This is a genomic window from Desulfosporosinus meridiei DSM 13257, from assembly GCF_000231385.2.
GTDB lineage: Bacteria > Bacillota > Desulfitobacteriia > Desulfitobacteriales > Desulfitobacteriaceae > Desulfosporosinus > Desulfosporosinus meridiei.
Genome location: NC_018515.1, coordinates 510370 through 527580 on the forward strand (window position 1 = coordinate 510370; position 17211 = coordinate 527580).

Sequence of the window (17211 nt, forward strand, 5' to 3'; positions counted from 1 at the left end):
TGACCCTTGACCAAATATTGGGTATGTGATACATTTGATTTGATAATTCAATATGGGCTTGAGATCTCTCTTAGGGGAGAATCATCACAGGGAAGTCGGTGCAAATCCGGCGCGGTCCCGCCACTGTAAGGGGGAGTTTGCGTCATCCACTGAGGAAACTTGGTCGGGAGGCAGTAACATGAACCTAAGTCAGGAACCTGATGCCTAATAAGCTTTACTCACGACGGATGGGTGAAGGGACTTTGTCTATTCAGCCCTTCATTAGTTTGAAAGGCTTTTATTATTGAGTGTACATAAAGGTTTCCAGAGGGAGGCCATGACTCTGCATTAGAAAAGGAGAATTGATGGCGTTGACTAAGGAAGATCTAGTAATTCGGACGATTACTTCGGAAGACATTGATGCTGTGCAAAGATTTTTGTGTTGGCAATTGAAAGAACTATTATGAAAAATAAAACAGCAATATCTATAGCAATATTGGCGGCGGCACTTTTTGGGATAAGCTCACCAGTATCTAAGCTATTGCTTGAGGAAATACCTCCTACGTTAATGGCTGCACTCCTTTATCTCGGGGCGGGCTTCGGAATGTTAACCATTAATATAGTAAAAGCACTTAGCAAAAGCGAACAAATTGAAGCTAAGATGACAAAAAAAGAAATGCCGTATATTTTGGGTATGATTATCCTTGATGTGGCTGCACCTGTTTGCTTGATGATTGGACTTACGATGACAACATCTGCAAACGTCTCCCTACTCAGCAACTTTGAAATTGTGGCGACATCACTTATTGCTTTATTGATATTTAAAGAGGCAATTGGCAAGAGAATGTGGATCGCTATTTCACTGATAACCTTAGCAAGCATTATTTTATCCGTTGAGGATTTAACGGGCTTTTCCTTCTCAAACGGCTCAATATTTGTTATCCTCGCTTGCATTTGCTGGGGTTTGGAAAATAACTGTACTCGTATATTGTCCCTGAAAGACCCTCTGCAAATTGTTGTTGTCAAGGGTTTCGGCTCTGGAGTAGGGTCACTCATAATCGCACTTGCCCTAAAGCAGTACAGCACCAAGGTGTTATACCTATTAGTGGCCTTAGTGCTAGGATTTGTGTCCTATGGTCTTAGTATCTACTTTTATATTATCGCGCAAAGAGAACTCGGCGCAGCAAGAACAAGCGCTTATTACGCAGTCGCTCCTTTTACTGGGGTGTTATTCTCGATAGTACTTTTCGGTCAGCACATTACCCTATCCTTTATTGTCGCCTTAATTATTATGATAATCGGTGCTTATTTTGGAGGAGTGGAACACCATAAACATCCCCATACTCATGAAGAAGGCACTCACGAACATAGGCATAATCACGAGGATTATCACCATACTCACCTCCATGACTGCATAGGTGAAGGCGAACACAGCCATGTTCATACCCATGAAAAAATAGTGCATGTACACGCGCACACACCAGATATGCATCATGTTCATTCCCATTAGAGTTAAGGAGGAACATGCTTTGCTTTTATTGTGCTGAATATATTTGAACGGTTTGAGGAAGGCCACAGGTCAGAAATGCTGAGCAGACTTGATCCGGCGGTGATCAAGTCTATCTCAATCTTTTATTCTTATGAAGATGGGCGAGAGAACTTAAGAAATTTGAGGCATGACAATCATCATGTAGGCTGGTCTCGTGATAGTGGAAAAGAGCCGTAAAAAGGCTCTTTTTTAGTTTGTCACAGATGAGGGTTTGAACACATATGCTTTGAGTAAGGTTGTTCAACTACATCTGCATTTTTGACTGAGGCTGCATAAGAAAATAGAGGGGTTCGAACCGTCCCCTTGTGTAGGTCTTGTGTAGGCTTCGCTGACGGCCCGGGGGAAGGCAGGTCAAATTCGCCGACGTCGGCGAATTTGCTGCTTGAGGTTAGGGGCATGGAGAATAGTGGGATGAAAATTACTTATAACCGGCTTCCCACAACATGTTCCGAGCTTGCGTAACCGAGAAACCTCTATTCTTTTCAGTTTGAGATTCAGTATCTCTTGGATTGGCTCCATATTCTGCATAAAGCTGATTAACGCCAGCTAACAGTGACATTTGAGTAACCTCATGAGCATTCATAGCTCTCTTCGGACGAGTAACTAATCGGGCGACTGCGGCAATTTTGGTCAGCTCTATGGCAGAAATTTGCCCTTTTTCATATAAAGGGGTTCCTTTGACTGGGGTTCGGCGCATAACTGCCATAACTTTAACATCATAATCCCTTGCTCTAATCATTTCAGCGGCTAATTCATCATAGGAGTGCTCAGGTCCGATAGGCTCGACACAATAGTACAATTCTAAACCGGCATCGCGAACTGCATTAAGAGTATTTATCCTAGTCTCAGGTTTTAAGGTAGTATCAATACCTTCTCTTAAGCGGTTGATGTGATAAACTCCTGTGAAACCAATATCTTTAAGCCTTTTTGCTGTTTCATGAACAAAATCTCCGATATTGGCAACAAATCTAATATTGTCAGGCAAGTTTTTTCTTGCGATTTTCGCAATATCCATAAAATCGTTGATTGGATAATCAGCCGTTGTCATTAAGAAAAAATCATCTATACCACTGGTAAGCAATAAATCCAGCTCTGATAATATTTCCGCTATGTTTTTCCTTTGTGTAACTGGTAGGGAATAGTGGTTTTGTCCCATTGAACAAAATTTACAGTTTACTGAACAAGGCTCTGCATTTATGCCTATTTGAGCAAAAATCAAACCTTTATTATCGTATTCAGTACGAGACAAGTAATTTGCAGTAGATAGCAGCTTGTAAAAATCTTCAGAATGGTAATCAACATTCAATAGTGTAATAGCATCTTTTTGGTCTAAAAGCTTTCCCTCTTGAGCAGATAATAATAGATTGGAAATGGACACATTAATCCCTCCTATTTTTTACTTTAGAATTACCTTTCTACATCATTGATGTTTTAATAGGTAATCTTTTGTTAAATTTACGTTGTTTTTGCTGCCTTAATTTTAGCGCATACATTGTGTACTTCCTCTAACATCATGCCAATGATTTGACGGTATTCTTCCAAGGTATTAATCCAGTGAGAAAGGCACTCTTCTCCCTCCTTCGTAATATGGTAAAAAATTTTTGCTGGTCCTGTATCCGTCAAAGACCAGGATGAGATTACTAAACCCCGCTGCTCCATGGCTTTAAGTGTGCGATAAACACCTGTTCCATCTGGTTTATGCCCTTTAAACATTGGGGATTCCGCAATTCGTTGGACAATTTTATAGCCGTAAAGGTCTTCCTGAGCAAGAATCGTTAAAATCGTTGGCTGAACTAATTTGTCAAGGTTACTACCCGAACAGGGGCATTTGTTAAAATCAAGCATAAGACATTCTCCTATAGTAGATATAGTCTACTATAGAATATAATATTGGTAATGTTTGTCAAGATGTTTTGTGGTAAAAACAATTACGAGATCATTGCCTCTGCCAAGCAAATCCGGAATGAGCTGAATCGAAAGTGTTAAATAATAGCATTTATGAGTGAAAGTCTTAGGTATCAGTGCAAGTGCGCAAGAGAGGGCTAAGCTGGTAGAAAAAATGCAGCTACCTTCCTAAAGGAAAGTAGTCTGCATTTATTGTTAAATATTTTAGATATACGGAATCAATAGTGATTTCAATCACAGTAAAGTTTTTCAAGTAATACTAAACTAGAAATGATAAGCTAAAAAAATTTTAAGGAAGGTATTCGATTGGTTAAGGCAGTAAAAAATTTTGAGTTTTCTAAAGACTTACTTACATAATTGGACGACATCGGGAAACTTATGGGTTACTGCCCAGAAATCAAAAACAAGGAGGAGATTAAATCAAAAGATGAAGTCAACAACAAAAATGATTGCTCTTTTGGGAATGGGTGCGGTCCTGGCAGGTGTCCTATTATTTATGACTTATCAATATGTTGTTGGACCACAAGGACTAAGTATGAGTATGCCGGCTTTGAGCGTAGTATCCGCCGGCGAGAACAAAGCCTGTGTTGAGTGCCATCAAAAAGACAATCCCGGAATTATCCAGCAATATCATGATAGCGAACACTCCGGCCGGGGAGTTCAATGTCTGGACTGCCATAAAGCGGTGAAAGGTCAAGAATCTTTGACAGAGGAGCATTACGATGTAGCCCTTATCGTCAAACCAACGCCTAATAATTGTGCTCAATGTCATGAGACAGAGGTCAAGGAGTTTGAGGACAGTAATCATTCGGCAAAATCATGGTATGCTGTTCAAGGGTCAGAAAATTTCACTCCAGAGGAACTGGCTAACTATCATTTGCTGGATGCCAATGGCAACCCCCTCAATGGGGGCAAAACTAACCCGGTATTCAATCTGATTGGACAGGATGCTAGTGCACAGTCCTGTGAGGTTTGCCATGGTATTGGTGAAAAGAACAGTGATGGCAGTTTTGGAGATTGCACAAAATGTCACTTAAGACATACTTTTGATGAAGCACAAGCGCGTAAGCCGGAAACCTGTGGTCAATGTCACTTGGGTCCGGATCATCCTCAGATTGAAATCTATAATGAGTCGGCTCATGGAACTTACTACCAAACAAACCAGTCCAAATACAACATGGATGCTCCGTCAGGAACCTTAACTGTCGCTGATTTTCCAGCCCCGACCTGTGCCACCTGTCATATGTCGGCTTTCGGGAGTGTTGAAGGAACCCACGATGTAGGCAAACGTCTCAAATGGTCCCTGGCACCTGAGATTGCTTCCGTTCGTAAAGACGGAGAGGTTCAACAGCAGACCATGAATGGGATCTGTCTGAATTGCCATGCTCAGCCGTTTATTGATGACGTAACCAGTAAAGCAGAAAAAACGATTGCTCTAACCAATCAAAATGTCAAGAAAGGAAAGTCCATTGTCCAAGATCTGCGGGATGCCGGTTTGCTGGGTACAAAATCCTTTGCTGATCCCATGGATTTTGTATATTTTGAGTTATGGCATCACGAAGGCCGTAGAGCGCGGTTTGGAGCAGTTATGGGCGGAGCAGACTACGTAAACTGGCACGGTATTTATGAACAGGAAAAAGCCCTCGTAGAACTCCAATCTGCTGCCGATGACTTAAAAGCGAAAGCAAAGCCCTAGGAGGATTTGAATATGTTTGATCGGTTGATCCGAATAGCTTCTCTTAATAAAACTCCTCTTTTGCTTGGGATGATGGGGATTAACTTTCTGCTGACGGGTGTGGATGTCTTGATTGCCCACTCACAGAACAATTTTTTTCGTTGGGAACTCATTCCCTTAATTTACACCCCACTGGCAGTTCTGGCTATTTTGGTTCTGCTTATTTTTAAATCCAATATCCGGGTTAAGCGAGTCTTTCAACTTGTCATGTGGTTGGGTGTCTTTGTCGGCGTGATAGGGACCGTCTTTCACCTATTTGGAAATGCCACCTTTAGTCGGGAAACTCTGCATCGTCTTTTGGTTGAAGGCTCACCTGTGGCTGCTCCAATTGCCTTTGCCGGAATTTCCTGTTATGCGTTGGTGAGCGAGGGATATCGAGGAACCTCTCGACGTTCAAAACTACTGATTTTGGTGGGCCTTGGCTTTTGGGGTTCCGTAGCAGCAGCATTTTTAGACCATGCTCGTTTAGCTTTTATACCTGGTTACACCTTGATTCCATTAGTAACGGGTTCCCTGGCTGCCATTGCTTGTTTCTATTTAGCCTATTACCAGGCTAACACTACAGAAATATATATATTTTTCTGGATTATGCTTCTTAATCTGTTCGTAGGGATATTGGGCTTGGGATTTCACCTTTTAGGTGATTTGGCGGGAACTCAGGGTATTGTCTGGGCAAGAATGATGTATCGCAACCCTTTACTGGGACCGCTTCTTTTCTCTAATCTTGCCTTCTTAGGCGGCCTTAGCTTGCTGCCGGAACAGACCGTTGCCCATGAAGACAATAGCCTTTAAAGGAAAAGTACTGCTTCTGGTCAACACTGCCAGCAAGTGCGGTTTTACTCTCCAGGTATGAGGGCTTGGAGAGGGTCAAACCGGCTTGGCTGGCAGTTTGATTGTTATTGGGGTTGCGCCAGAGTGGAAAGCCAGAGGACGGAGGCCTTGAAGACTTACCCAATGGTACTATACAAACCTAGTGGTTCGTGTTAGAATATGCACAATTAAATATGTAGGAATGAGTGATTCTTTCCTGAGGGGAAAGAATTGAAAAGGGAAGTCAGTTATGCTGACGCGGCGCCCGCCACTGTGAAAGGGAGTCTACTTACAAATTGTCACTGGGTATTTAATCCTGGGAAGACGTGAGTTGATGAGGATCTTAAGTCAGGAGACCTGCTTGTTCTGAAGTAAAAACTACCTACGGGAGTGTTAGGGGTTGAATTTGCGTTCGTAATTAATACGGGCTGAACCTTTTACCCTTTTATGTGGTAAAGGGCTTTTGTTTTTGTAAGGACATTTTTTCTCTTAGTTTGGTGCCGCTTGTTATTGAATACTAATTTGTTTTGCCACTCATGACAGTTTTGTTAAGACCACTGGTAATAAAAAACGAAGGGGGATATGGATGAACACAATCGTTCTCAAAAGTGAACATTGTAATGGACATACCCATGAGGATGAAATAAAGCATCGTCACCATAAAATCAGGCATAAGCACGGCGAAGGATCTTCCATCGATTTTTATGCTCATGCATCCAAAATCAGACATTGGAATGCTGCTTTTAAAGTATCTCTTTCCTTGCTGACCCTGGTTCTTGCTATTGTATTGAACAATCCCTATGTTTCTCTTGCGGTTATTTTGGCAATGTCCTATTTGACCATCATAGAAGGGGGGCTTTCGCTACAGGCCTATTTGTCTATCTTGATGATTCCAATCTCCTTTATTCTGCTTGGCACTATTACCATTGGCCTTGACTTTTCGACACAACCGCTTGGACAGTATAATCTGTATCTTGGTTTCTTCTATGTCTTTACTTCCCAGGCGAGTCTTAAGATCATGCTGTTTTTGATGCTGAAGGTTTTTGCGGCGATTAGTGCTATGGAAATGATGACCTTATCGACTCCATCCTCCGAGATTATCAGTGTCCTGCAAAGGGCACGTGCGCCGAAGCTTATTGTAGAACTGATGAGTCTTATTTACCGTTACATTTTCATTCTCATCGATGTCAATATCAAAATGAGAAATTCTGCGCATTCTCGTCTTGGCTTCTGTGATATTAAAACTTCCTGGTATACCTTTGGCAAAATTGCCAGTAATATGCTGATTGTTTCATTTAAAAAGGCTGATGCTTATTATGACGCCATGGAAGCCAGATGCTATGATGGAGATCTTATATTTTTGGAAGAGGTTAAAAAAGTAAAAGTATCACAAATGGCCAAGGCAGCAGTATTCATCATTTTTCTAATTCTGCTCTGGAACTTTACACGATAGGAAGGAAAGATAATGGGAGAACCAATCTTAAAAATCAAGGACCTGCATTATACATACGGAAATGGGACTCCCGCATTGAATCGTATTAATGCGGATATCTATGAAGGTGAGAAAATCGCAGTCATTGGCTCCAATGGTGCCGGTAAATCCACATTTTTTCTTAATGCCAACGGAGTCCTTACTCCGGATCGGGGAGAAATTAGCTACCGAGGGGTTATCATTAATAAAAAAAACTTGAAAGAGCTCCGTAAAAATATTGGCATCGTATTTCAGGATGCCGACAATCAGATCATCGCCTCCACAGTGATGGCAGAAGTGGGATTTGGACCGATGAACTTAAAGCTTCCCAAAGAGGAAGTCCTGAGGCGGGTTGAGGAAGCACTGACCTATATGAACATTCAGGATTTTAGGGATCGCCCGCCTCACTATTTGAGCGGCGGAGAAAAGAAGCGTGTCAGCATAGCCGATATCATCGCCATGAAATCAGAGATTATTATTTTTGATGAACCTACGGCGGGACTGGATCCCTTAAATACTCAAATATTGGAAGCGGTTTTGGACAAGATTGGTTCAGAGGGCAAGACAATACTTGTTTCCACCCATGATGTAGATTTTGTCTACAGATGGGCTGAAAGAGCCATTGTCTTCTCTCAAGGGAAAATTATCGCAGACGGGCCACCCTTGAAAATTTTCCAAAACGAAGAGATTTTAAAACAGGCAAATCTTAAACGGCCGACGCTAATGGAAGTCTATGAGCTGCTTGTTGAAAAACATCTGCTTGAAGATACAAAAGCCTATCCCGTAAGTACTCAGGCATTCAAGGAAATGCTTAGAAACATGTAATACCTAAGCATATACAGTTGCCAACGAAGGTGGGATGCTGTCAGCAAGAGCATTTCCTATTACAATTACAAAGGAGGCGAATTAACTCTTTTATTGTAATCAAATTATTTAAAAAAAACACGAAGAAAAACGGAGGAAGCAAAATGAACATCAAAGAAAAGGGATTTTTTATTGGTTTAATAGCTATTTCTTTACTTTTCGGAACACTTCCCACAGCAAACGCTATGCACATCATGGAAGGTTATCTTCCGGTGGGATTTAGTATTGCGTGGGGCGCAATCTGCATCCCATTTTTGGTGATAGGTTATCTGTCAATCAAGAAAACAATCGCTGAGGATCGCAGATCGATTACTTTGCTGGCCATGGCAGGTGCGTTCATTTTCGTACTTTCATCTTTAAAGATTCCGTCAGTAACAGGAAGTTGTTCACATATGACCGGTACCGGCCTTGGGGCAATTTTATTCGGTCCTGCCGCAGTCAGCATCCTAGGTATCATTGTACTACTTTTTCAGGCGATTATGCTGGCGCATGGCGGACTGACCACTCTGGGTGCTAATACGTTTTCTATGGGGATTGCCGGTCCCTTCGTTACTTATGGAATCTACAAATTATGTCAGGCGCTGAAAATCAACAAATATGTTGGCATTTTTCTGGCGGCATCAATCGGCGACTTATTTACCTATTGCGTAACCAGTGCTCAGCTTGCACTTGCCTATCCCTCGGCGACGGGTGGTGTCCTGGCATCCGCACTCAAATTCCTTGCAGTGTTTGCCCCGACACAACTGCCACTGGCCATTATCGAGGGTATTTTAAGTGTTGTTATTATTATGGGTCTTGAAACCTATGCAAAACCGGAATTAAGAAAGATTGGGTTTTTAATCGGAGGTAGTAAGTGATGGAAAAGACTAAAAATAAAGTTGTCATTTTATTAGTTTTAGCTGTATTGATTGCCCTTGTGCCATTTTTTGCCTTAAAGGGTGCCGAATTCGGTGGCTCCGACGATGCAGGAAGTCAGGTGGTTTCCGAAATAACTGGTACCGATTATCAGCCTTGGTTTACACCTGTTATGGAAACCTGGATTGGTGGAGAAATACCGGGAGAAATTGAGAGTTTACTCTTCTGTGTTCAGACCGGTATTGGAGTCGGTGTTCTTTTCTTTTTCTTGGGAAGATTCGTAGAGAGGACTAAGCTGGAGAATCAAAAAAAGTAAAAGAAAGATCATTGACTATTGGAAAGGTCAAGAAGCTTTAAACAAAATAATTTTTCGTCACGGTCAGGGAGGTACTCGCAAAAATGATCATACTTTTGGGAGAAACGGCTGAGGCAGGTGAAATTGCTGTATATCTTAAAACCAGGGGGCTTGAGTTTGAACGCATACGAAGCTGGACGGAAAAGGGATGCCCTCAGACGCCTTCCGTCATTCTTGACGCCAGCCATCCATCAAGCAGCAAGTTCGCGACCTTATGCCAATGGTGTGAACAGAGGGGAATTTCCTATCTTAGGCTTGAAAGACCTGAAACGAAGATCCCTGCCAGCCCTTTAATATTTCCGGTCTATGGTTGGGAAAAAGCATTGCTCCAACTAAAACAATGTGTCGAAAATTTGTCTGAAAAAAAAGGAAGAAAGGTAACAATTTTTGTTACAACCGGCAGCCATCAGTTGGAAAGTGTCGTGTTCAGTACTTTTGCCAATCTAACTCGTGTGGTTATAAGAATTCTTCCCCAAGGGCATTTAGTACAAAAATGTCGGGATATGGGAATTAGTCCCAGGGATATTGTCGCGATACAAGGTCCTTTTTCCAAAGATATCAATAAAACATTATTTAAGTTCTATCGAGCAGATATTCTTTTGACTTTGGACAGTGGTCTCGCCGGGGGAACGGATACGAAAATATCAGCGGCCTTAGAACTTGGTATGGAAATTGTGCTTGTTAAAAAGAAAAAAATTAGCACCGACTTGACCGTAAGTACCGTTGTCGAATTACAGAATTGGGTAGATAATAATATTCCTGACATTAGGTAATAAACACTTTCCCTTTCCCTTGTATTTTTCTGTCCCGCCAAATTGATGCACTTACCAATGTTCATATTTCTGGGCGTGTAAGGAGGAAGGAATGTCTCTAACCCTTGATATGACTGCTGTAGTAAAATAACAGAAGACGGCGACTGGCAGATGCCAGAAGCCGTCTATGTCGTTATATGAATGGCAGCTACTCAAGTCGCAAGCGGGAGTAAGCCTGTCTGTCAATCGACACAATTTGTTCGATTGACACGCTATCGGGGATGCGCTATCATTTTAGTATAATTGCATATTTATTCTGCTCAGGTGACTGCAGTTTGTGCTCAAATGCAGTTTAAAAGGGAAGCAGGTGTAAATCCTGCACGGTCCCGCCGCTGTATGGGAAGATATGTTTCCTTAATTTTTGCCACTGGTTTGTTTCGGGAAGGCAGGGAAATATGAATGAAGCCCAAGTCAGAAGACCTGCCTGGGTCAGATGTGCTGACTCTACGAGTGATAGAGGTATGCCGGATGCTGAATAAAAAATGAGTGTTTAGTTTAGCTTCTTGATATTTCTGTCAAGAAGTTTTTTGTTTCTTTAGCTTGAGAGATGTTTAAAAACTCAGAGGAAGGGGAATCACTGACGATGATTACAAAGATCAAAAAAAGAGATGGCAGAGAAGCTCCATTTAACATCGAAAAGATCGCCAATGCTATTTTCAAAGCAGCCAGTGCCACAGGAGGCAAAGATTATGATTCGGCCATGCTGCTTGCAGAAAAGGTAGTGGAATATATAGAGCAAAGCCTCAGGAAAAAAGTTCCTGAGGTGGAAGAAATTCAGGACGCCGTGGAAAAAGTCCTGATCGAGACCGGCCATGCCCGTACTTCCAAGGAATTCATCCTCTACCGGGCGGAACGGACCCGGATCAGGGAAATGAATACCCGCCTGATGAAAGTTTATGAAGATCTGACCTTCCAGGAAGCCAAAGATAATGATATGAAGCGGGAAAATGCCAATATCGATGGGGACACCGCTATGGGCAACATGCTTCGTTACGGTTCGGAAGGGGCCAAGCAGTTCAATGAGATGTTTGTCTTGAAGCCTGAGCATTCCAAAGCTCATCGGGACGGAGATATCCATATTCACGACATGGATTTTCTCATGCTGACCACCACTTGCTGCCAGATCGATATCGAAAAGCTGTTCAAGGACGGATTTAGCACCGGCCACGGTTTCCTTCGGGAACCAAACGATATTAACAGTTACAGCGCATTGGCCTGCATTGCCATTCAATCCAACCAGAATGATCAGCACGGCGGCCAGAGTATCCCTAACTTTGATTATGGCATGGCGCCCGGAGTCGCCAAGACCTACACCCGCCTCTACCGGCAAAATTTCCTGAAAGCAATGGAGCTGCTGGGTGGAAACGGAATTGCCGGTTCAGACACAGACCTGGAAACCCGGCTGAATGTGGTCTTTCAAATGCTCGAGAAGGAACGGGGTATCGTGCCGGTTCTGAACTCGGACAATGAATATCTTGAGCTGGAAGCCCATTTTCTTTGGGATTATTATCGGATGGACTCTGTCACAATCCTCAAGGCTCAGGAATTTGCCGTCAAAAAAGCCGTTGCCGAAACCGACCGCCGCACCTATCAGGCCATGGAAGCCCTGGTTCATAATCTGAATACCATGCATAGCCGGGCCGGAGCGCAAATCCCCTTTAGCTCGATTAACTACGGTATGGATACTACCCCCGAAGGCCGCATGGTGGTCAAAAACCTCTTGCTGGCCACAGAAGCCGGCTTGGGCAATGGGGAAACCCCCATCTTCCCAATCCATATTTTCAAAGTCAAGGAAGGCGTTAACTATAATCCCGGAGAGCCCAACTATGATCTCTTCCAGCTGGCCTGCCGGGTCAGTGCCAAGCGCCTTTTTCCCAATTTCTCGTTTATAGATGCCCCCTTCAATCTCCAATACTATGTTCCGGGCCGTCCGGAAACCGAGATTGCTTACATGGGCTGCCGCACCCGGGTGGTGGGCAATGTACACGACCCTTCTCGTGAAACCCTTTTCGGGCGCGGCAATCTCAGTTTTACCACGATCAACCTGCCCCGGCTTGCCCTGAAAAACAACCGCGATATCCCCGCTTTCTTCGCTGAGCTGAACGAGAAAATCGACATGGTCATCAATCAGCTCCTGGAGCGCTTTGAGATTCAAGCCCGCAAAAAGGTGAAGAATTTCCCTTTCCTGATGGGCCAGGGGATTTGGATGGATTCCGACCAACTGGGCTGGGATGACGAAATCCGTGAGGTACTCAAGCATGGGACTCTGTCCATGGGCTTTATCGGCCTGGCGGAATCCCTGAAAGTCCTGACCGGACAGCATCACGGGGAATCCGAGGAATCCCGTCAATTGGGACTGAAGATCGTCACCCAGATGAGAAAGCGCATGGATGAAGCGAGCGAAAAGTACAAACTGAACTTCTCCCTGCTGGCGACGCCAGCGGAAGGACTTTCTGGCCGTTTCATCAAACTGGACAAGAAAATATTTGGCACTATTGATGAGATCACCAATAAGGAATACTATACGAACAGCTTTCATATCCCGGTCAGTTTCCCGATCAGTGCTTATGAAAAAGTACGCATCGAAGCTCCTTACCATGCGCTGACCAACGCCGGCCATATTACTTATGTGGAGCTGGACGGGGACCCGACTCAGAATCTCCAGGCCTTTGAAAAAGTGGTTCGCTGCATGAAAGAGGCCGGCATCGGCTTCGGGGCAGTCAACCATCCTGTGGACCGGGATCCCCTTTGCGGCTATACTGGCATCATTGGCAACGAATGCCCGAGATGCGGACGCTATGAGGACAAAGTGAAGTTCGAGCGAATCCGCCGTATCACCGGCTATTTGGTGGGTACCCTGGACCGCTTCAATGATGCCAAGAAGGCGGAAGTGCGGGACCGGGTTAAGCATTTAAAAACGGATATCCCTGCTGAGTAGGCATTGAAGCAGAGTTTGTCCTTAAATCAGAATCTACGGAGGCATAACTATGAGTCCTGATCTGAGGATTGCCGGAATTATAGAAGAATCGATTGTTGATGGTCCGGGTATCCGCTTTGTGGTTTTTGCCCAGGGGTGCAATCACCATTGTCCGGGTTGCCATAATCCTGAAACTCAGCCCTTTGACCGTGGAACTGTGGTTCAGATTGAAACTCTGCTCAGGCAGATGTCGAAGAACCCGCTGCTGGACGGGGTAAGCATAAGCGGTGGAGAACCTTTTGAACAAGCGGAGGTTTTGGCGGAGCTGGCGGCTCAGGTGCAGAAAAAAGGGCTGAATGTGGTAACCTATACCGGTTATATTTATGAAGAGATTCTCGCTAATGCCTCTGAGCAGCCAGGTTGGTCCCGCCTGCTTAAGCATACCGACATTCTGGTAGACGGGCGTTTCGAGCTGGCACAGCGCAATCTGCTCTTAAAGTTCAGAGGATCAGAGAATCAGCGGCTCATCGATGTGAAGAAAAGTCTGGAGTCCGGAGAAATCCAAGAGGCCATTCTCTAAATGCCAAAAGAGCATTGCCATTATATACTGAAGCCCCCTAGCTTAGGAAACCGACTACGCTAGGGGGCTTCAGTATATAATGGATGAATATTGCGGCAGGGGGGTAGGGCCCGTCACGATCAACCCCGGTCTGCCGCTTTACGTTTCTGATAGCGTTCCTCTTCGCTGAAAACGCAGCCGCAGTATTTCTGCATATACAGCGAAAGTTCACGGGCCCTTTGCTGGCCTTCGCGGAAAAAGGGCCGGAAATCCCGGTATAAAAATTCTATCCCATAGGTTTGGGCTGCTTTCTCAGCGGCCTGGCTAATCAACTCATGATTCTGATAGGGGCTGATAAGCAGGGATGTGGTAAAGCTGTCGAATCCATTTTCGGCAGCGTATTTTGCCGTGGCGTTCAGCCGGATGTCATAGCAAAAGGCGCAGCGGTAATCAAAATCCGGCCTAATACCCTTGATAAATTCCCGAAGACCGTATTCATCCTTCATCACAAGCTGCAGGTCGACAGCCTTGGCATATTGGAGTAAAGCATCTCTCCGGCTTCTGTATTCGGTAAACGGGTGAATATTGGGATTGTTCCAATATCCGACAGGCTCTATGCCTTCGGCCCTGAGCTGATCCACGCATTTTAGGGAACAAGGAGCGCAGCAGGTATGCAGCAAGATTTTCATTGAGGTTCCTCCAGAGCATAAAATTTTAATGGCTTTTTAGCTTTTACCTGTTCGCTGATATGCTTGGATGTAGCTGAAATTCTCATTGTTCCGCTCCATCAGATAATCATCGGCTAGGACAGCATCGAGAAATTCTTTGCCCCCGGATTCTACGACAACCACGTTCATGCCCAGCTTTTGCTCTACATCACTTACGGTAATATCATCCAAAAACAGCTGTTCTCTCGACCTCAGTATATTAGAGGGTATCTGCAGAACATCTCCCAGGTATTCACCCTGATCTTTTCTTTCCTGCAGCTGCTTGATGAGATCCTGGCCGGTAATCAGCCCGGAGACGGTTATGGTCTCTCCGAAGAAATCATTGCGGATGCAGCAGACATTAATTTTGATCAGCGGAAACACGTCCATAATTTGCGCTGCAAAACCTTTGATGGTTGGATAGGTTAGCTTCCCGGTTACCATGGTGAGTGTCCTTGACAGATTATGATTAAATTTCCTGCGTTTGATTTTTTTCTTAACCTGCACCAGAGCCTCATTAAACTCGTCTATCAGCAGTCTCATCATACCGACGCCATTTTCCAGCTGGATATAACCATCGTAGCGTTCTTCTTCCGGAAACTCTCTTTCGGCAGTGATATACCATTCATCACTGGCATGGATAAAGTGAAGCCCGTACTTTTCATAAAATTCACTCTGCCTGCTCTCGATCAAATCAATAACGGCTTCGCAGTCCTGTTTATTAAATACGTCAAGGGGATACAAACCTTTTCGGTACTTGGTGATTCCCGCCGGAACCACTGAAACGCTCCGCATAAAAGGAAGATATTTGGACAGATCTGCGATGGATCGCTCCAGCTCACGGCCATCATTTACATCTTTGCAAAGGACGATCTGCCCATTCATTTCAATGCGGCCTGCATACAGCAGATCCAGATATTTAAGCTTATCCCCGGCAAAGCGGTTATGGAGCATTTTACAACGAAGTTCCGGATTGGTCGTCTGCACCGATACGTTGATCGGAGCAAGATGCAGCCGGATGATTCTGTCTATATCCTTTTGCTGCATATTAGTCAACGTGATGTAGTTTCCTTGCAAAAAAGACAGTCTGGAATCGTCATCCTTGAAGTAAAGGGTTTCCCTCATGCCGGGGGGCATCTGGTCAATAAAGCAAAATATACATTTATTGCAGCAGGAACGATAATTGCTCATCAAGCTGTTATCGAACTCGATGCCTAAGTCGTCATCATAATCCTTTTCAATCTCCAGCAGCCATTCTTCGCCGTTTTGCTTTCTTATGACCACTTCAATAAATTCATCCTTGATTAAATACCTGTAATCAAATACGTCTTCTATTTCTTCATTGTTAATCGTCAGCAGAATATCACCTGCTTCAATTTTCATTTCTTCGCCAATAGAATCCGGATACACCTCTTTAATCAGATGACCTTGATTCCTTTTATTCTTCAAAGGTGACTTTCCTCTCAACGAATATTTTTAAGGTGGCTTTGTTTCATTGCAACTGCCGCAAACTGCCACGGGGCTCAGTTAGGTGCTGCGCATATACTCCAGTTCATTGTAAACCAAAGCCTACGTCCGTTCAACAGCTTACGAATATAATCGTAACTTTACAAATGAAAACAGAATTATTTATGGTGTCACAACCGGATTGGGAGAAAATTGGAATAAAGCAGTATGTCCTGCAGATTCAGCGCTTTTACAAAGAAACACGCTCCTGTCCCATGCCGCCTCGGTAGGAGAACCTTTGGACAAAGAAGTAGTGCGGGGAATACTTTTGATGATGCTTTTAAACCTGGGACAAGCTTATGCCGGAGTTCGGATGGAAACTCTGGAGCAAATAGCAGGACTTCTCAATCATGGCATTATCCCATTTGCTCCAAAAGATGGTTCCGTAGGCTATCTGGGGCCGGAAGCTCACGTTGGCCTCGTTCTAATTGGGCTAGGTAAGGCTTGGTTTAACGATAATTTACTGCCCGGAGATAAGGCTCTTGCAAAGGCGGATATGAAACCAATCGTTTTAGCAAGCAAAGAGGGCTTATCCCTCGTTTCCGGAACGACATCAATTACAGCACTAACTGCTTTAACGTTATATGATGCAATTAATTATTCCAAAACAGCAGACATCTCTGCAGCCATGTCTTTAGAAGTATTAAAAGGAACCCTGGAAGCTTATGACCCAAGGATTCAAGCTGTAAGACCACATGAAGACCAAATAAATACTGCTGAAAACATTAGAAATATCTTAAAAGATAGTGAGATAATTGCCCAATACAAATCCTACAGAGTACAGGATGCTACGTCATTAAGAAATGTTCCTCAAGTACACGGGGCAGTTAAGAAGACAATCAAAGATGCCTATAACGGTTCTTACGGAAATGAACTCCTGTTGCGATAATCCGTTAATATTTTCTGACGAGGATGACGGACAGGTATTGATGGGCTGTAATGCTGATGGCTCATTTGTGGGAATTGAAGCTGATTCTTTATGCATGGCAATGACCATGATGGCAAAAATGTCAGAAAGAAGGACCCATAGACTGGTTAACCTATTTAACATTTATAAATGGATGTCCAAGTATTGTGATGATGCACCAACTATGGTTGGTTATAGCTTGATACTATAACTAACCATAGTTTTTTTTGACTTATCCTATATCAAGTTTATCATGCTATAGTCAAGATATTAGTTTAGG

Annotated in this window: 16 protein-coding genes and 3 riboswitches; of the genes, 12 read left to right on the forward strand and 4 right to left on the reverse strand. The window is 43.7% G+C overall.

Annotation, left to right across the window (positions count from 1 at the left end; translation table 11 throughout):
• Positions 1-40: 40 nt before the first annotated feature.
• A riboswitch (cobalamin riboswitch) is annotated at positions 41-219 on the forward strand.
• A gap of 223 nt (positions 220-442) precedes the next feature.
• Positions 443-1489: a DMT family transporter gene (locus DESMER_RS02370; protein ID WP_014901466.1), complete on the forward strand. Its 1047-nt coding sequence runs from the start codon at positions 443-445 to the stop codon at positions 1487-1489.
• Between the two features lie 457 nt (positions 1490-1946).
• Here DESMER_RS02370 and DESMER_RS02380 read toward each other — a convergent pair whose 3' ends face one another.
• Both DESMER_RS02380 and DESMER_RS02385 read right to left on the reverse strand, forming a co-directional pair.
• On the reverse strand, positions 1947-2906 hold the full coding sequence (locus tag DESMER_RS02380; RefSeq protein ID WP_014901467.1) for a biotin synthase BioB: 960 nt from the start codon (positions 2904-2906) through the stop codon (positions 1947-1949).
• Positions 2907-2983: 77 nt separating this feature from the next.
• Entirely contained in the window at positions 2984-3373 is a 390-nt protein-coding gene (locus tag DESMER_RS02385; RefSeq protein ID WP_014901468.1) for a PadR family transcriptional regulator, read from the reverse strand.
• A gap of 487 nt (positions 3374-3860) precedes the next feature.
• Here DESMER_RS02385 and DESMER_RS02390 point away from each other — a divergent pair, with 487 nt between their 5' ends.
• The 9 genes from DESMER_RS02390 (at position 3861) to nrdG (ending at position 13832) form a co-directional block, all read left to right on the forward strand.
• Positions 3861-5129 carry a multiheme c-type cytochrome gene (locus DESMER_RS02390; protein ID WP_014901469.1) on the forward strand — a complete coding sequence of 423 codons (1269 nt, stop codon included), beginning with the start codon at positions 3861-3863 and terminating at the stop codon, positions 5127-5129.
• A gap of 12 nt (positions 5130-5141) precedes the next feature.
• A complete protein-coding gene (locus DESMER_RS02395; RefSeq protein ID WP_014901470.1) occupies positions 5142-5960 on the forward strand; it encodes a hypothetical protein in 819 nt (272 codons plus the stop codon).
• Positions 5961-6165: 205 nt separating this feature from the next.
• Positions 6166-6357, forward strand: a riboswitch (cobalamin riboswitch).
• Positions 6358-6564: 207 nt separating this feature from the next.
• The gene (cbiQ, locus tag DESMER_RS02400; RefSeq protein WP_014901471.1) at positions 6565-7431 is read left to right on the forward strand and encodes a cobalt ECF transporter T component CbiQ; all 867 of its coding nucleotides are present in this window, start codon (positions 6565-6567) and stop codon (positions 7429-7431) included.
• Between the two features lie 12 nt (positions 7432-7443).
• Positions 7444-8274, forward strand: coding sequence for an energy-coupling factor ABC transporter ATP-binding protein (locus DESMER_RS02405; protein ID WP_014901472.1), 831 nt, complete (start codon positions 7444-7446; stop codon positions 8272-8274).
• Positions 8275-8417: 143 nt separating this feature from the next.
• Positions 8418-9170 (forward strand): energy-coupling factor ABC transporter permease, encoded by a 753-nt coding sequence (locus tag DESMER_RS02410; protein WP_014901473.1) that lies wholly within the window; start codon positions 8418-8420, stop codon positions 9168-9170.
• Positions 9170-9484 (forward strand): energy-coupling factor ABC transporter substrate-binding protein, encoded by a 315-nt coding sequence (locus DESMER_RS02415; protein WP_014901474.1) that lies wholly within the window; start codon positions 9170-9172, stop codon positions 9482-9484. The genes DESMER_RS02410 and DESMER_RS02415 overlap by 1 nt, the downstream gene beginning before the upstream one ends.
• A gap of 83 nt (positions 9485-9567) precedes the next feature.
• Entirely contained in the window at positions 9568-10296 is a 729-nt protein-coding gene (locus DESMER_RS02420) for a precorrin-6A/cobalt-precorrin-6A reductase (protein WP_014901475.1), read from the forward strand.
• Positions 10297-10580: 284 nt separating this feature from the next.
• Positions 10581-10777, forward strand: a riboswitch (cobalamin riboswitch).
• Positions 10778-10918: 141 nt separating this feature from the next.
• Positions 10919-13273 (forward strand): anaerobic ribonucleoside triphosphate reductase, encoded by a 2355-nt coding sequence (locus tag DESMER_RS02425; RefSeq protein WP_014901476.1) that lies wholly within the window; start codon positions 10919-10921, stop codon positions 13271-13273.
• 49 nt (positions 13274-13322) lie between these two features.
• Positions 13323-13832, forward strand: a complete 510-nt coding sequence (gene nrdG, locus DESMER_RS02430) for an anaerobic ribonucleoside-triphosphate reductase activating protein (protein ID WP_014901477.1) — start codon at positions 13323-13325, stop codon at positions 13830-13832.
• Between the two features lie 119 nt (positions 13833-13951).
• On the opposite strand, the gene DESMER_RS02435 is transcribed toward nrdG, so the two are convergent.
• Together DESMER_RS02435 and DESMER_RS02440 are read right to left on the reverse strand one after the other, a co-directional pair.
• Positions 13952-14500, reverse strand: a complete 549-nt coding sequence (locus tag DESMER_RS02435) for an epoxyqueuosine reductase QueH (protein ID WP_014901478.1) — start codon at positions 14498-14500, stop codon at positions 13952-13954.
• Positions 14501-14536: 36 nt separating this feature from the next.
• Positions 14537-15967 (reverse strand): DUF512 domain-containing protein, encoded by a 1431-nt coding sequence (locus tag DESMER_RS02440; protein WP_014901479.1) that lies wholly within the window; start codon positions 15965-15967, stop codon positions 14537-14539.
• A gap of 178 nt (positions 15968-16145) precedes the next feature.
• Here DESMER_RS02440 and DESMER_RS02445 point away from each other — a divergent pair, with 178 nt between their 5' ends.
• Together DESMER_RS02445 and DESMER_RS24615 are read left to right on the forward strand one after the other, a co-directional pair.
• Positions 16146-16913 carry an aromatic amino acid ammonia-lyase gene (locus DESMER_RS02445; protein WP_282433075.1) on the forward strand — a complete coding sequence of 256 codons (768 nt, stop codon included), beginning with the start codon at positions 16146-16148 and terminating at the stop codon, positions 16911-16913.
• Positions 16870-17142 carry an aromatic amino acid lyase gene (locus tag DESMER_RS24615; protein WP_282433049.1) on the forward strand — a complete coding sequence of 91 codons (273 nt, stop codon included), beginning with the start codon at positions 16870-16872 and terminating at the stop codon, positions 17140-17142. The genes DESMER_RS02445 and DESMER_RS24615 overlap by 44 nt, the downstream gene beginning before the upstream one ends.
• Positions 17143-17211: the final 69 nt, after the last annotated feature.

Excerpts from the sequence above, each read along its gene's own strand:
- DESMER_RS02435 (WP_014901478.1), bottom strand. The coding sequence starts at position 14,500 with ATGAAAATCTTGCTGCATACCTGCTGCGCTCCTTGTTCCCTAAAATGC.
- DESMER_RS24615 (WP_282433049.1), top strand. The coding sequence starts at position 16,870 with ATGCCTATAACGGTTCTTACGGAAATGAACTCCTGTTGCGATAATCCG.
- DESMER_RS02420 (WP_014901475.1), top strand. The coding sequence starts at position 9,568 with ATGATCATACTTTTGGGAGAAACGGCTGAGGCAGGTGAAATTGCTGTA.
- DESMER_RS02395 (WP_014901470.1), top strand. The coding sequence starts at position 5,142 with ATGTTTGATCGGTTGATCCGAATAGCTTCTCTTAATAAAACTCCTCTT.
- nrdG (WP_014901477.1), top strand. The coding sequence starts at position 13,323 with ATGAGTCCTGATCTGAGGATTGCCGGAATTATAGAAGAATCGATTGTT.
- DESMER_RS02390 (WP_014901469.1), top strand. The coding sequence starts at position 3,861 with ATGAAGTCAACAACAAAAATGATTGCTCTTTTGGGAATGGGTGCGGTC.
- cbiQ (WP_014901471.1), top strand. The coding sequence starts at position 6,565 with ATGAACACAATCGTTCTCAAAAGTGAACATTGTAATGGACATACCCAT.
- DESMER_RS02385 (WP_014901468.1), bottom strand. The coding sequence starts at position 3,373 with ATGCTTGATTTTAACAAATGCCCCTGTTCGGGTAGTAACCTTGACAAA.
- DESMER_RS02405 (WP_014901472.1), top strand. The coding sequence starts at position 7,444 with ATGGGAGAACCAATCTTAAAAATCAAGGACCTGCATTATACATACGGA.
- DESMER_RS02425 (WP_014901476.1), top strand. The coding sequence starts at position 10,919 with ATGATTACAAAGATCAAAAAAAGAGATGGCAGAGAAGCTCCATTTAAC.
- DESMER_RS02410 (WP_014901473.1), top strand. The coding sequence starts at position 8,418 with ATGAACATCAAAGAAAAGGGATTTTTTATTGGTTTAATAGCTATTTCT.
- DESMER_RS02415 (WP_014901474.1), top strand. The coding sequence starts at position 9,170 with ATGGAAAAGACTAAAAATAAAGTTGTCATTTTATTAGTTTTAGCTGTA.
- DESMER_RS02370 (WP_014901466.1), top strand. The coding sequence starts at position 443 with ATGAAAAATAAAACAGCAATATCTATAGCAATATTGGCGGCGGCACTT.